General features: G+C 44.0%; 11 protein-coding genes. 6 read left to right on the top strand and 5 right to left on the bottom strand.

Features of this window, described 5'->3' with window-relative positions:
- Positions 1-9 precede the first annotated feature (9 nt).
- Complete coding sequence (locus tag D5I41_RS11900; protein WP_119009958.1) at positions 10-1,350, bottom strand: DUF1800 domain-containing protein; 1,341 nt, start codon at positions 1,348-1,350, stop codon at positions 10-12.
- 150 nt (positions 1,351-1,500) lie between these two features.
- On the opposite strand from D5I41_RS11900, the gene imuA reads away from it, so the two are divergent.
- From imuA to D5I41_RS11885, 3 genes are read left to right on the top strand one after another with little or no spacing between them, the layout of a single operon-like run.
- Positions 1,501-2,175: a translesion DNA synthesis-associated protein ImuA gene (gene imuA, locus D5I41_RS11895; RefSeq protein ID WP_119009957.1), complete on the top strand. Its 675-nt coding sequence runs from the start codon at positions 1,501-1,503 to the stop codon at positions 2,173-2,175.
- A complete protein-coding gene (locus D5I41_RS11890; RefSeq protein ID WP_119009956.1) occupies positions 2,172-3,602 on the top strand; it encodes a Y-family DNA polymerase in 1,431 nt (476 codons plus the stop codon). The genes imuA and D5I41_RS11890 overlap by 4 nt, the downstream gene beginning before the upstream one ends.
- 32 nt (positions 3,603-3,634) lie before the next feature.
- Positions 3,635-6,712 carry an error-prone DNA polymerase gene (locus tag D5I41_RS11885; RefSeq protein ID WP_119009955.1) on the top strand — a complete coding sequence of 1,026 codons (3,078 nt, stop codon included), beginning with the start codon at positions 3,635-3,637 and terminating at the stop codon, positions 6,710-6,712.
- A gap of 355 nt (positions 6,713-7,067) precedes the next feature.
- Here the strand turns inward: D5I41_RS11885 and D5I41_RS11880 are convergent, their stop codons facing one another.
- From D5I41_RS11880 to fadR, 3 genes are all read right to left on the bottom strand, one after another.
- Entirely contained in the window at positions 7,068-7,358 is a 291-nt protein-coding gene (locus D5I41_RS11880; RefSeq protein WP_119009954.1) for a hypothetical protein, read from the bottom strand.
- Positions 7,359-8,047: 689 nt separating this feature from the next.
- Positions 8,048-8,341, bottom strand: coding sequence for a hypothetical protein (locus tag D5I41_RS11875; protein ID WP_119009953.1), 294 nt, complete (start codon positions 8,339-8,341; stop codon positions 8,048-8,050).
- A gap of 347 nt (positions 8,342-8,688) precedes the next feature.
- The gene (fadR, locus tag D5I41_RS11870) at positions 8,689-9,528 is read right to left on the bottom strand and encodes a fatty acid metabolism transcriptional regulator FadR (RefSeq protein ID WP_119009952.1); all 840 of its coding nucleotides are present in this window, start codon (positions 9,526-9,528) and stop codon (positions 8,689-8,691) included.
- A 636-nt stretch (positions 9,529-10,164) separates the two neighbouring features.
- Here fadR and nhaB point away from each other — a divergent pair.
- Both nhaB and dsbB read left to right on the top strand, forming a co-directional pair.
- Entirely contained in the window at positions 10,165-11,760 is a 1,596-nt protein-coding gene (gene nhaB, locus D5I41_RS11865; RefSeq protein WP_017027980.1) for a Na(+)/H(+) antiporter NhaB, read from the top strand.
- Between the two features lie 141 nt (positions 11,761-11,901).
- Positions 11,902-12,426 carry a disulfide bond formation protein DsbB gene (gene dsbB / locus D5I41_RS11860; protein ID WP_119009951.1) on the top strand — a complete coding sequence of 175 codons (525 nt, stop codon included), beginning with the start codon at positions 11,902-11,904 and terminating at the stop codon, positions 12,424-12,426.
- 176 nt (positions 12,427-12,602) lie between these two features.
- On the opposite strand, the gene D5I41_RS11855 is transcribed toward dsbB, so the two are convergent.
- A complete protein-coding gene (locus D5I41_RS11855; RefSeq protein WP_119009950.1) occupies positions 12,603-13,205 on the bottom strand; it encodes a YecA family protein in 603 nt (200 codons plus the stop codon).
- Positions 13,206-13,348: 143 nt separating this feature from the next.
- Here D5I41_RS11855 and dusC point away from each other — a divergent pair, with 143 nt between their 5' ends.
- Entirely contained in the window at positions 13,349-14,305 is a 957-nt protein-coding gene (dusC, locus tag D5I41_RS11850; protein ID WP_119009949.1) for a tRNA dihydrouridine(16) synthase DusC, read from the top strand.
- The last annotated feature ends 62 nt before the right edge of the window (positions 14,306-14,367 follow it).

Raw genomic sequence — 14,367 nt, 5'->3', positions numbered from 1 at the left:
TTATTTCCCTTATCGCCTTTGAAATTCGGGGCTCATCAACAATAGAGTGAGCGCTTGCTGACGACTTTCTGCCCGCAAAATACGTTGTTTATTATCAGGCGTAAGCTGTTGGTTGAATGCCACTCTCATCACCTGATTAACATCAGCCTTGCTCTGTTTCGCATAGGTGTTCGCCCAATCGGCCCGCGTCAACAAGCTGCTTCCTCCCATCCAGTTCATTTCTAGATCACTAAAGCCCTTTGGACTGCCTGATGTATAGGGCATCTGGCCTAATTGACTAAGGCTCGCCAATGCTCTGCGCTCTGTCAATTTGCTGTTGGGTACGGCTCGAGCTGTAGAGACAATGTATTCTCTAGGGGTCTTAAACTTAGACGCACTTTGCCACGCCTCAGGATGAGAGACCAAGGTCAACATCACCTCATGAATATCACCATTACTTGTTAGCCAAGTCTCTGAGAGAGACTTCACTAGCTCAGGGGATGGCGTGTCATTGATATAGTGGCGCGCAAGCTTGTAGCTCAAGTGTTTAGCGGTATTAGGGTGGCGAGCCAGATCTCGTAGCATCTGTCTTCCTTGCTCTTCGCCTTGCTGTGAATAAGCTTTTCCCAGCAGTTGTCGCTTGCCAGGCTCATGACCATATTTGCGAAACAAAAAACCGTTGTCGCTCTTAGCTGAGACACTCCATCCGCTAATGCCCTTCGCCAGTTCAGTGACATCAGTCTGAGAATACCCACCATCCACACCTAATGTATGAAGCTCCAATATCTCCCTTGCCAAGTTCTCATTTAGCCCCTTCTTACGCCTAAGTCCAATACGAGAATTGGGACCAAACGAGCGTTCGTTATTGAGGTAAATAAGCATGGCTGGGTGTTGTTCAACCGCAAGTAGCATCTGCTCAAAAGATCCATCAAGGTGTGGGAGTATCGCCTCTCTCTCCAGAGTTGGAGCTAAAGCGCGCATCAAGGGGTTGGTTACAGAAACGCTGAAATGATTAGAGAAAAACTCCAGTAATCTATGCTTAGCGCTATTACTGGTGTTAATCGAAGTCATTAAGGAGTCACCGCTATAATCACGATAAGTTTGCCTAGCAAACTGAGCACCTTCCTTTTTGATTTTTTGCAGTTCCTCTGCTGAGGCTTGATTTTTTTTCGCTTGCTGAGTCTGCTCCCGATAGCTTACCGTTTTTGCCATAATGACATTTGCGGTTGGTTGGTGAATAAAAAACTCTTGGCTAATGTCAGCTTGGTATTGATTCTTAAGCCACCTAACAGGATCTGCTTGGGCTAACTCTAGCTCCTTCTCTTTTGCCCCTAATCCAAATCGATTACAAGCAACTACTGCTCTATCCATATTGCCTCTCATGCACGCATCTGTTGTTAGTTTAGCTAAGCCTTACTGAAAGTTTTGCGATCTTCACATAACGATCTTTATGATCCTTAACGCTATCCCTTGCGTCTAATGAAAAGTTAAATATACTGTATGTATATACAGGTACTTATTATGCAAAACATCATCGATTTATTACAACGTAAGCAGTTGATTTGGCAGGGTTCTGAGCAAAAAAGTTCGATACAAAGCCAAGCTTCTTGTTTCAGCGAATGGGATCAGCACCTAGAGGGTTTCCCAAAAACTGGCCTGATGGAGATCCAATCAGAGGCTGGTATTGGTGAACTGCGCCTAATGACACCTATGCTACAAGCGGTTGCTCAAAGCCGAACTATCGTGCTGATCAACCCTCCCGCTTCCCCTTGCGCTCATTACTTTGAAAAAGAGGGCATACCCACCAGCAATATTTTGGTGATCCAAGATACTAAGCACAATCTGTGGGCCGCTGAACAGTGTTTAAAAAGTGGCAGCTGCGCATGTGTCTGCTTATGGCACCCACAACTTGAAATGCACCAAGCACGTCGACTGCAAGTAGCAGCAGAAAAAGGTCGAGCACTCAATATTCACTTTAATCTCGACCAGCATAATGGATGCTCACTGCCCATTCCCCTTAGTGTCAATCTAGAGGCTACTGAAAACGGAGTTAAGGTCAGTGTGAATAAGCGGCGCGGTGGTTGGCATCAGAAAACCTTTACCGTTGATCTCAGCCAACGCTGGCCACAGTTGTGTACTGAAAAGCCTCAGCATCAAGTTATTCCTTTTCCTGCACGCAAGAGACAGCAAGCATGAATCTGTGGCTGTATATTCACTTTCCTCGGTTGCAGCTAGATACCTTGTTTTCAGAGGCGATTGCACCGGCTAAGAATCACGCTGATGGCAGTGAGAACCCTGCTATCTGTATTGTTGAAAAGCATAAAATTATCCAAGCTAATCAAGCCGCTATAGAAAAAGGCATCATCTTAGGTATGGGCTTAGGCAGCGCCGCATCTCTGTGTGCAGATTTACAAGTATTCCCATACCAACAGAAAATAGAGGAAGATAAACTTCAACAAATTGCACAGTGGTTGTATGTCTATACCTCAGACATCACCCTGTATACCCACCAAGGTTTGCTACTTAAGGTCTCAAATATGCTGACTCTTTATCGCGACCTAGAGAGTTATTGGCGGGTGATCTCACAGCATCTAGATCAGCTACACCTTCACTATAGCTATGCCACAGCTTACTCGCCTCTGGGTGCAAAACTGCTAGCGGAAACGCAGCATAATATCGTTTCAGATAACATAGTGGAGATTGAGAGCGCCATTGTTTCACGTCCCCTGACTGCTACCGAGCTCAGTTTGGCCAACATCGAGAAACTGGCTCGTATTGGGGTCAATAATCTAACGCAACTGACCGCGCTGAATATGACGGAGATAGCGCGTCGCTTCGACATTCAGGTAGTCAATTATGTGGGCCGCCTGTTAGGGCAGTTTAAGCACCCCGTTGCTTTCTATCACCCACCCGCTCACTTCAATCAGCACCTGAATCTATTGTATGAAATTGAGCATACCGACTGGTTACAGAAACCCTTAACCCGCTTACTTGAACAAATGGAGTGCTTTCTTAAGCTCAGAGATAAGGTCGCCTATGAGATACAATTGACCCTCTATCAAAGAGATAAGTCTCAGCAACAAGTCAGCTTTTATTCTGCTATTGGTGACTATAGCGTGAAGACATGGCTACAACTCTCCAAGCTCTCCTTAGAATCAGTGCGCCTTAATGCACCAGTACTGGCTATTGATTTACAGGTAGTAAGAATGGCCGAAACGCCAGCCAACAGAAGTGACCTTTTTGACCAACATAGCGGTGAAATATCACCACTGGAATTGCTTTCTCTACTACAAGCCAAACTAGGTAAAGATGCCATTCAGGGGATTGAAACTAATTCTGACCCAAGGCCTGAGTTGAGTACTCGCTGCATCGACCCATTTTCTAAACCGGCAAACACACACACATCCACAGCCTTGTCACGCCCTAGCTTTATTTACTCTCAACCCCTCCCTTTAGAAAGCAAGGTAGAGATCGTGCAAGGTCCTGAGCGTATCCATAGTGGGTGGTGGGATGGAAATTCAGTCAATCGCGATTATTTTGTCGCGCGAGAACAGAGCGGACGCTGGTTATGGATATACCGGACCCCAACCAAGGAATGGTTCATACAAGGCTTATTCAGTTAACTGAGTAGCCCTTTACTGTAGTTCCTATCAAGATGAACATTAATACACTCAAATATGCAGAACTCTTTTGTCAGAGCAATTTCTCCTTTTTGACGGGGGCTTCGCACCCTGAAGAGTTGATCATGCAGTCTGATTTCCTTGGTTATTCTGCTTTAGCCATCACCGACGAATGCTCTTTAGCAGGCGTTGTTCGTGCTCATACCGCTATCAAACAGAATAAGCTAGGCATTAAGCTCATCGTTGGCAGCATGTTCTGGTTCAATCAGGAATGCCAAATCGTATTGTTATGTCCAAACCAAAAGGCCTACTCTGAACTGGCTCGTATCATTACCAATGCACGCAGGCGCAGTGGAAAAGGTCAGTACTCACTATCAGAGTGGGATCTGCTTTCTATTAAGCAGTGTTTCATTATTTGGATTCCTCAGATGAAGGAATACGACGATGAATGGGCGCAGTGGTTAAGCAAGCACCATAGTGCGCGACTGTGGTTAGGCATTCAAAGGCACCTAAGTAACCATGATCAGCAATACCTAAAGCATTGTCAGCAATTAGCACACCGTTATTCTCTACCTATTACGGCGTGTGGCGGTGTATTGATGCACAATGCAACTCGCCTTTCTCTACAACACACACTGACCGCCATTAAGCTAGGTTCCCCTATCAATGATATTAGTGAGCACCTACTTACTAATGCGGAGCGTGCTTTACGCAATAAGGCGAAGCTACACAAATTATTCAAGAGTGAATGGCTGCATGAAGCGTACTCGATAGCAAATCTGTGTGAGTTTGATCTGGCAACTCTTGGGTATCAATATCCAGCAGAGATTGTCCCCGTTTCCCTCACTCCCATTCAGCATCTTCGCCACTTGGTGAACAAAGGAAAACGTCTGCGATTTCCTAATGGACTCTCTAAGGATGTTGAACAACTCATAGATAAAGAACTTACCCTCATTGAAGAACTCAATTACGCACACTTTTTCTTAACCATTCATGATGTAGTGATGTTCGCCAAGCAAAAGGGGATCCTCTATCAAGGGCGAGGTTCAGCCGCTAACTCTGTGGTCTGCTATTGCTTAGAGATTACCTCGGTAGACCCAAGGCAAATATCGGTACTGTTTGAGCGCTTTATTAGTAAAGAGCGTAATGAGCCGCCTGATATTGACGTTGATTTCGAGCATCAACGTCGTGAAGAGGTCATTCAATATATCTATACAAAATACGGTCGTGAGCGTGCCGCACTGGCCGCAACGGTCATCAGCTACCGCCTTAAAAGTGCTATCCGTGAGGTGGGTAAAGCTCTTGGTATCGATGAAACTCAGCTCGATTTCTTTATTAAGAACATTAACCGTCGTGATCGCGGACTTAACTGGCAGGCGCAGATCTATGAGTTAGGACTAAAGTCTGAATCATTGAAAGGTAAGCAGTTCATACAATTGGTCGATGAAATCATCGGATTTCCACGCCATTTATCGCAGCACGTAGGCGGCTTTGTGATTTCCTCTGGCCCTTTATATGAGTTGGTTCCCGTTGAAAATGCAGCGATGCCAGAACGAACCATTATACAGTGGGATAAAGATGACTTAGAAAGCCTTGGGTTACTCAAGGTCGATGTGCTGGCCTTGGGCATGCTAAGCGCTATTCGACGCTGTTTTCAGTTGATTGAAAAACATCATCATCGACAGCTTAACATCGCTGATATTACTCGATTGCAAGACGACCCTAATGTCTATGGCATGCTACAAAAAGCCGATACCGTGGGTGTATTTCAAATTGAGTCTCGAGCTCAAATGAGCATGTTACCTAGATTAAAACCACGTTGTTATTACGACCTAGTCATCCAAATCGCTATTGTAAGGCCAGGCCCAATACAGGGAGACATGGTTCACCCTTACCTGAAGCGACGAAACGGAGAAGAAACCGTTTCCTACCCCTCTAAGGCGGTCGAAGGGGTGCTATCAAGAACACTCGGTGTACCTATTTTCCAAGAACAAGTGATTAAACTTGCCATGGTAGCAGCAGGGTTTAGCGGTGGTGAGGCCGATAAGCTACGCCGAGCTATGGCTGCTTGGAAGAAAAATGGCGATCTGTTTAAGTTTAGAGACAAACTAATATCCGGCATGCGCCAGCGCGGCTATGAAGTCAGCTTTGCTGAAAAAATCTTTGAACAGATCTGTGGCTTCGGCGAGTACGGGTTTCCTGAAAGCCACTCCGCCTCCTTTGCGGTTCTTGCTTACTGCTCAGCATGGCTTAAATACTATTACCCTGCGGAGTTCTATACCGCTCTACTTAATAGTTTACCTATGGGTTTCTACTCAGCATCTCAATTATTACAAGATACTAAGCGACATGGTGTCGTCATTCACCCTGTGTGCGTTAACCGCTCCGACGAAGAACACTCAATAATAAGAAACCATAACCAAAGTGAGATACAACTCGGGTTAAAACTCATAAAAGGCTTATCAGAGACTAGCAGACAACAACTACTGGCTGCGCGACCAGTGGGTGGTTTTACTCATCTTCAACAGATAAAAAATATTGGAATGAATCGACAGCAGCTTCACGCCATCACCTCTGCCAATGCGTTATATAGCCTTGCCGGTGATCGCTACTCGACGCGCTGGCAATTAATGGACTCCGCCGACAACCTTCCTTTATTTAGCCAAATTGAAGAGAGCAAACCTGCGGATTATTCTTTTCATACCAACGACTATGAGGCCTTAATTGAAGACTACTCAGCGACAGGACTGTCACTCACTCAGCACCCTATTAGCTTATTAGAAAAGGCAAACAAGTTAGGTCGATTTACACGGCAAAACCAGTTGGCACATCAACCTCATCAATCTATGGTCACAGTGGTGGGAGTCGTTACTGGTCGTCAGTCTCCAGGCACAGCGGGAGGCGTGACGTTTTTCACCTTAGAAGACGATACTGGCAATATTAATGTTGTGGTGTGGCAGGCAACCGCTAGAGCACAAAAGCAGAGTTATCTGACCGCTAAGATACTAAAAGTTAAAGGGATAATAGAAAAAGAAGGAGATGTCATACATATCATTGCCGGCCAATTAATCGATATTAGCGATGAGTTGTCTGGCTTATCTAGGGTCTGTTGACCTTTTGAGGTTATTTTTGTAGCGATTTGTTGGGTATTAATACAAGGCAGTCGCTTTTAGGTGTGGTGGTTCCACATGAAAAGTGACTAACGCGGTAGAAATGCCCAACAAAGCGCTACCCGAAGGGCTCGGCCAGAAGCCATTTACTCTTCGTTGAGCGACTTTTGCTTAGATGACTAGGCGGCAATTCCCTCGCCTTGATTAAATGGCTTCTGGTCGAGCAAAATTTAATCGCAAAAGGTCAACAGACCCTAGCCACTCTCGAGACTTTCATTAATTTCAAAATTGCTATTAGACATAAAAAAACCGCTTCAAAGATGAAGCGGTCTACAGGACCAAAATAGTTAGAAAAGAACTAAGCGCGCTTGTTATGTATTGTGTCACGATTATAGCCTTCACTGTCTACTGAGTTCTTCATTTCGTCGTCCATATTGTTGTCTTCATAAGCATCAATCATGCCTTTGTCATCCATTGAGTGAGAACGGAACTGAGGTCCTCTCGTCTCATTGCTTGTGCCGCCTCGATTTTCTGCGATTAAGATTGAGTTACTCTCATCAGCAAAGCCAAAAGAAAAATCTTGTTGCGCTAAAACAGCAGGTGAAAAAGCGATGATACAGGTTGCGATTAAACTGGTTTTAAAATTCATGTTGAACGCCCTCGATTACACATAATTAAATTAGTGAGCGCCCCTTCTTCTTGATACCACATTAATGATAAATAAAAGACCAATGATTATCATTCTCTCTTTTATCTTCATTTCCTCAACAGGGACTGCACAGTAATTACGCGACTCTCTCAAAAAGGATCAGTAACGATTACTGAGTACTTCACCTGTGAACAACAAAATCATTAAGTGAAGCTAATCCAATAGACCCTACCTTTTCTAAAAATCTTTCAGTTCACAACAAAGAATTAAGAAATGGCTCTGATAAATAGACCGGATTTTTCGATAAATAGTGACTCTACAATCAAAAATTCTAACCCTGTTATCTAGGGTCTGTTGACCTTTTGTGATTAAAACCCGCGAGAATAACCAGTAATTAAATACGATCGGTATTAGAACCAATACACAATCACTCGCAACCAAATCTGATCAAACGCCTAATTGCCGCAAAAAAGAGTTTAGGCATCAGCACCCAAAGCTTGCACGGACAAGAAAAAGCGAGGGGTGTCATCAGACACAAATACCGGTAAATGAGATCAGAGAAGGGGTAAAGAATAGACTTGGCTGCGACTATATTCTTACTTAGCTCAATTGTAATCACAGATACTCAGAAATAAAAAAACCGCCTCGTTAGCGAAGCGGCTCAAGTAACAATTTCATCATACATGCAATTAGGCACGCTTATGATGAACTCTATCACGGTCGTAGTTGTTGCTGTCATCCACCATTTCCTTCATGTCTTGCTCCATTTCCTTATTCTCGTAAGCATCTGTCATGCCTTTATCTTCGAGCGTAGTAGACTGAAATTTTAGACCTCTCATTTCGTTGCTGGTACCGCCTCGATTCTCTGCAATCAAAACTGCGTTGCTATCATCAATAAAACCGTTAAACACCTCTTGTTGTGCAAGTACTGCGGGTGAAAACGCCACTATACATGTTGCAATAAAGCCAGTTTTTAGGTTCATTTGAACGCCCTCCTTAAACTCAGTTAAAGCTGTGAGCGCCCCTTAATTTTAGTACCACTTTAGTGATAAATACATTCACATTGATAATCATTACTAATGTTATCTATGGAAATGAAAAATAGGGTCAATAGACGACACTCGATCAATATTGTTCTAATCGTTGTCGCCTACTTAACACTCGCAACTCATAAAGTTAATCTAGTTAAGCTATCAAATAGACCGATTGTTATCGCCAAATCTTTCGAACCACTACGCAAAGCATCAGTAGATCGTCATACTCATCCTGCCACCTAGATAACAAAAAGCCCCGCAAGTGCGAGGCTTAGTAACGTTTTTAGGTTTAAGCTTTAGCTGTCGTCTTCAGTAAAGTTTGTCGGCAAACTCACCTTCATTTCATTCCAGTTCAGCCCACTCTCGATACCGTATTGACGAACAACGCCAGGTAAGCGATCTCGCTTTCCTTCTTCGCAGATTGCTAGTAAGTCTTTATAGAAGTTCAATGCTAACTCGCGCGAAGCTGGACTTGAGAAATAGAACGCACCCACACGATCGTAGAGCTTCTTCAGGCCATTGAAAATTAAGCCGTAGATTTGGTTTCCGGAATGGAACGCTAGATGCTGGAACAACATGTAGTCGTAGTAGTTGAACGTCTTCGCAATCAAGATCTCGCTGCGTTTCTGCTCATCTTTCTCGTTGTCTTCTTTTACGTTCTGCGCAATCTTGTCTGCATAAGGGAACGTTTCCATAAAGCTTGCAAATGAATCCGCCTTCATCAAAGCCTCACAAGACTCGATGACGCGCTTAATGGTTTCTTCGGATTGCTCTTTGTTTACCTTAAATGCATAACGCATAAAGATAGGGCTGATATTGGTTCTAGCTGCCAATAGATCTTCAACGATGCTGGTAGCGTTGTCCGCATCTAGCGTCATCAGTGTATCAAGGATATGTAAACCAGAGGTTTCCATAAACTGATTTACCTTAGTCGGTTTGCCGTGCTGGATAGTTAACCAACCATCACGTGCAAGTCGTTGTAAAACTTCTCTTAACGTCGTTCTAGTTACACCAATGAGTTCAGATAGCTCACGCTCAGCGGGTAGGATGGAACCAGGTGCAAAGCGACCGTTCCAAATGCTTTCAATAATGTACTTTTCTGCAAAGCCAGCTGGGCTTTTTGCCTTAATAACCATAGATTGGATATTCCAACTCAAATTTCATTCAAATATTACTCATCATACCACCTAATTCTGAATTACAAAAATCAGCGCAAAATAACTTGTGAACTTCGACCTAAACCCATTGCTTTTAACTAAATACCATCCCATAAAAACCAAAAAAACAGTAAAAACCTATGTTCAGGTAAATGCTGATTGAAAATCACATGAGCTAAAATATGAAATAAGATATATCGACGTTTGAAAAATAATTTCCTATGCTAAATAAAAAAATAAAACAATAAAAAACAACAAGTTAATTACATAAACTATTTCTCATACAAATAAACCCACCTGATATAACCAAATGGCCACCAACAACAAGTTAGAGTTATATAAATGGGTATTTTTAGCTGTATTTATTGCAAACAAGATCTAAATCACACTATAAATTTGACTAATACCCTGATACGAGTAAAGATGCGCCGATAAAATGAGTGTTACGAGATGTTACCAGTGAAACTGGGGCTCTCTACTAGCAAATATACGTACTCCATCCCACAGCAAAATTTTATATCTTAAGCTTATCCATTTGCTGGAATCTAATTGACTTGGGATGAAGCGCAATTTGCCCTACTCAACAGGATTTCAATACTTATAGAGAGAAGCATTATGCCTTTAAGCCTAGGAAACGCCTTCATCAAGAACTTTCTTGGCAAGGCCCCTGATTGGTACAAGGTGGCCATTGTTGCGTTTTTGATTATTAACCCATTGGTTTTTTTCTTTGTAGACCCCTTCTTGGCGGGCTGGCTACTGGTGGTGGAATTTATTTTCACACTGGCTATGGCACTTAAGTGCTACCCGCTACAGCCCGGCGGTCTGCTCGCAATAGAAGCGATTGCCATAGGCATGGCTAGCCCTGAAATGGTGAAGCATGAACTGGTGGCTAACATAGAAGTGCTATTACTGTTGATCTTTATGGTTGCCGGTATCTACTTCATGAAGCAACTTCTGCTGTATATCTTTACCAAGATATTGCTAGGTATTCGCTCTAAGGCGATGCTGTCTCTCGCATTTTGTGCTGCATCGGCATTTCTATCGGCATTTCTCGACGCTCTAACGGTTATTGCTGTTGTTATCAGCGTTGCTGTGGGTTTTTACTCGATCTACCACAAGGTTGTTTCGGGTCAGGGCCACGCAAGCAACCATGATCACACCCAAGATGGGCATTTAACTGAACTGACTCGTGATGACCTTGATGAATACCGAGCATTCCTACGCTCACTGCTAATGCATGCCGGTGTTGGTACTGCGCTAGGTGGTGTAATGACCATGGTAGGCGAGCCTCAAAACCTAATTATTGCCGATCAAGCCGGTTGGTTGTTTGGTGAATTCATCATGCGCATGCTACCCGTTACCCTACCTGTACTTGTGATGGGTCTGTTAACAACGGTGGCAGTCGAAAAGCTAAAGGTTTTTGGTTACGGTTCTGAGTTACCGGTTCATGTTCGCCAAATACTGGAAGACTACAACCAAGAAGAGAAAAAACGTCGTACTAAGCAAGATGTCGCAAAACTATGGATACAAGGTGCAATCGCGGTTTGGCTTATCGCAGGCCTAGCGTTACACGTTGCCGCTGTGGGTCTAGTTGGTTTATCAGTCATCATTTTAGCGACCGCGTTTACAGGCGTAATTGAAGAGCACTCTATGGGTAAAGCATTTGAAGAAGCTCTGCCCTTCACCGCTCTACTTGCGGTATTCTTTGCCATCGTTGCGGTGATTATTGAACAAGACCTGTTCGCTCCTATTATCGATGCGGTACTTGCAGTAGAAGACCAAGGCACACAGTTGGCTCTGTTTTATATTGCTAACGGTATGCTTTCCATGGTCTCTGATAACGTATTTGTCGGTACGGTATACATCAACGAAGTTAAAGACGCATTGCTACAAGGTGTAATTAGTCGTGAGCAATTTGATTTACTAGCCGTTGCCATCAACACAGGTACAAACCTACCATCGGTAGCAACGCCAAATGGTCAAGCAGCCTTCCTATTCCTACTAACATCAACATTGGCACCACTGATTCGTCTTTCTTATGGCCGTATGGTTATTATGGCTTTCCCATATACCATCGTACTAGCGGTTGTGGGATTGATTGGTATCATGTTCTTCTTAGAACCTGTCACCGCAATGTTCTATGATTTTGGTTGGGTCTCTGATGCACCGATGCAAGCCGTCGAGGCTTCTAGCTCTGCTGGGCATCATTAAGGAACCAATAGGATTGTATGTAGTCTATTGATTTGCCTGCTTTAAACGGGTAAAACTAACAGACTGTTATCAGCCGGCGTGATCGACAGTTATCGCCGGCTTTTTTGCGCATGGAAGATGTGCGTATAAGGAAATCAATTCATGCTCGAGAACCTGTATCAATTCTCTCGCTCACGCCTGTCGTGGCTATTACTTTTGCTCGCAATTATCGCCTTTGAACTCTGTGCCCTGTATTTTGAACACGTAATGCTACTTGCACCCTGTGTAATGTGTATCTATGAGCGCGTTGCTATGATGGGTATTATCGGTTCGGCAGCGGTTGGATTATGTCAACCTCAAAACCCTCTCTTACGTGGCTTAGGCTTAGTGGGTTGGATTGCGTCCAGTTTCCAAGGCTTGATGCTTGCTCTCGAGCACGTCGATTATCAATTTAATCCATCACCATTTAAGACATGCGATATCTTCGTTAACTTCCCAAGCTGGGCGCCATTGAATGAATGGGCACCATGGATGTTTGAGGCTTATGGTGAATGTAGCAAGATCGTCTGGCAATTTGTTGGTCTTTCCATGCCACAATGGTTAGTGATTATTTTTGGCGCAAGCTTAGGTGTGGCAGTGCTATTTACTTTGCTCCAATTCGTTGGTTTAAAGAAAACGTCAGCTTAATACCAATCACAGTAAGTTAGTGGTCAGAAATAGCGTAGGGAAAACGCCGTTGTCGAGAGTTTTAACAAGCTAGGATGACCCGTTATTTACTACGATTGGTATAACTGCACCTAGATTAGAAACAAAAACGACTGCACATTGGCAGTCGTTTTTGTTTATCGATAGCACAACAGACGCTAAGCACCGCAACACTTCTTGAATTTCTTACCACTGCCACAAGGGCATAAGTCATTGCGACCCACATCCTTAAATGGATTGAGTGTTTGGCTCTTATTGCCCACCATAAGCTCATCGGCAGCTTGTGCGACCTCATTAACCATCAAATCAAGCTGTGGCTGAAGATCGTTAATTTGAGGCAGTTCTTCATAGCCAGCTTCTTTCATCTGCTGATGGGTTTGTTCTTCATCAACCAATAGCGATAGTGTCGTTAGCAAGGCCGATAGCATTCTTGCCGTGCCGTCAGCAACCTCTGTAGACAGCCACTCTTGTTCAACAATAGGCCATATTGCTAGAAAACCTTCGGCTAAGTCGGCAAGGTGTTCAGAATCATTATTCGTTAGCTCAAGTACTGAGTATTGGTTGGCTTTGAGTTTGCCATATTGGGCATTGATATGTTCAATGATAGTCGGCTTGACTACCTCAAACTCTTCACCACACAATTCTGAAGCCCACATTTCTGGCTCTAGTGGCTTCACCGTCAAATTGGCGGCTAAAATAGCACCTTCCCAAAAGTAACTACTCTCTGGAACATTCTCCGGTAAGCCAATCAAATCACTCATGATATCTACTCTCTAAAAATTTCCTCTAGTATGAGTGAAAATGTCCTAGGCTGCTACAGTGCCATTAGCCAGAAAACTTTGTCGGTGACATTTTGCTCAAAACCCACTAAAATCCGCCCTCCTGCAAACAAAGGTAGAATAAAATGCGTCTCGTACTTGGCCCTATGGAGGGCGTTCTCGACCACTTAATGCGAGAAATCCTCACTGACATCAACGACTTTGACCTATGCGTCACTGAGTTTGTGCGCGTCAGCGACCAATTATTGCCAGACCGTTCATTCTACAAGCTTTGCCCTGAGCTCCTGCAAGGCTCCAAGACAAAGTCAGGAACACCTATACACTTGCAACTTCTTGGTCAGCATCCGCAGTGGATGGCAGAAAATGCCCATAAAGCCTTTACTCTTGGCGCTGCGGGAATCGACCTAAACTTTGGTTGCCCTGCTCGCCTAGTCAATAAGAGCAAAGGTGGCGCGGTTCTGTTAAAAGAGCCTGAGCTCATGTATCAGATCATCAATGCGTGTCGTGAGGCCGTGCCAAGCGAGATCCCTGTTACCGCAAAGATCCGTCTTGGCTGGGAAAACCCAGAAGATTGCTTTGAGATCGTAGACGCCGTAGAAAGTGCAGGGGCCAGCGAGTTAACTGTACACGCACGCACCAAAGAAGGTGGTTATCGCGCCGATCAGATCCGCTGGGATTATCTCAATAAGATTCGTCAACATACCAAGATGCCACTGATTGCTAATGGAGAAATCTGGAACTACCAAGACGGACAGCGCTGCATTGAAACAACAGGTATTGATTCTCTAATGGTGTGTCGCGGGGCATTTAACGTGCCAAACCTTGGCAATGTGGTTAAGCACAACCAAACCGTTATGCCGTGGAATGAAGTGGTATCCCTGCTATTAAGATATTCCGAATATGAGATGAAAGGCGATAAAGGGCTGTATTACCCGAATCGTGTAAAGCAGTGGTTTTCGTATCTTCGCCAGCAATACCCTGAGGCGAAAGAGCTGTTCCATAGCATACGCACTTATAACAAGGCCGAACCTATCGTGGAGTACATTCAGCTCTACCATCAAGAGTTGCTAGCCAACGCGTAATACCACCCTGATCTAGAATTAAAGATTCATTGAACGGCCTTTAATATTATGAATATTAAAGG

Origin of the sequence: Vibrio superstes, assembly GCF_003569005.1 — a bacterium.
Taxonomy (GTDB): Bacteria; Pseudomonadota; Gammaproteobacteria; order Enterobacterales; family Vibrionaceae; genus Vibrio; species Vibrio superstes.
Note: the sequence above shows the minus strand (reverse complement) of the source record. Positions and strands in the feature narration are given on the sequence as shown.

What these genes read in the sequence shown, in the direction of transcription:
- D5I41_RS11885 (WP_119009955.1), top strand. Translation starts at nt 3,635, where the DNA reads ATGAACATTAATACACTCAAATATGCAGAACTCTTTTGTCAGAGCAAT.
- dsbB (WP_119009951.1), top strand. Translation starts at nt 11,902, where the DNA reads ATGCTCGAGAACCTGTATCAATTCTCTCGCTCACGCCTGTCGTGGCTA.
- fadR (WP_119009952.1), bottom strand. Translation starts at nt 9,528, where the DNA reads ATGGTTATTAAGGCAAAAAGCCCAGCTGGCTTTGCAGAAAAGTACATT.
- D5I41_RS11855 (WP_119009950.1), bottom strand. Translation starts at nt 13,205, where the DNA reads ATGAGTGATTTGATTGGCTTACCGGAGAATGTTCCAGAGAGTAGTTAC.
- dusC (WP_119009949.1), top strand. Translation starts at nt 13,349, where the DNA reads ATGCGTCTCGTACTTGGCCCTATGGAGGGCGTTCTCGACCACTTAATG.
- imuA (WP_119009957.1), top strand. Translation starts at nt 1,501, where the DNA reads ATGCAAAACATCATCGATTTATTACAACGTAAGCAGTTGATTTGGCAG.
- D5I41_RS11900 (WP_119009958.1), bottom strand. Translation starts at nt 1,350, where the DNA reads ATGGATAGAGCAGTAGTTGCTTGTAATCGATTTGGATTAGGGGCAAAA.
- D5I41_RS11880 (WP_119009954.1), bottom strand. Translation starts at nt 7,358, where the DNA reads ATGAATTTTAAAACCAGTTTAATCGCAACCTGTATCATCGCTTTTTCA.
- D5I41_RS11875 (WP_119009953.1), bottom strand. Translation starts at nt 8,341, where the DNA reads ATGAACCTAAAAACTGGCTTTATTGCAACATGTATAGTGGCGTTTTCA.
- nhaB (WP_017027980.1), top strand. Translation starts at nt 10,165, where the DNA reads ATGCCTTTAAGCCTAGGAAACGCCTTCATCAAGAACTTTCTTGGCAAG.
- D5I41_RS11890 (WP_119009956.1), top strand. Translation starts at nt 2,172, where the DNA reads ATGAATCTGTGGCTGTATATTCACTTTCCTCGGTTGCAGCTAGATACC.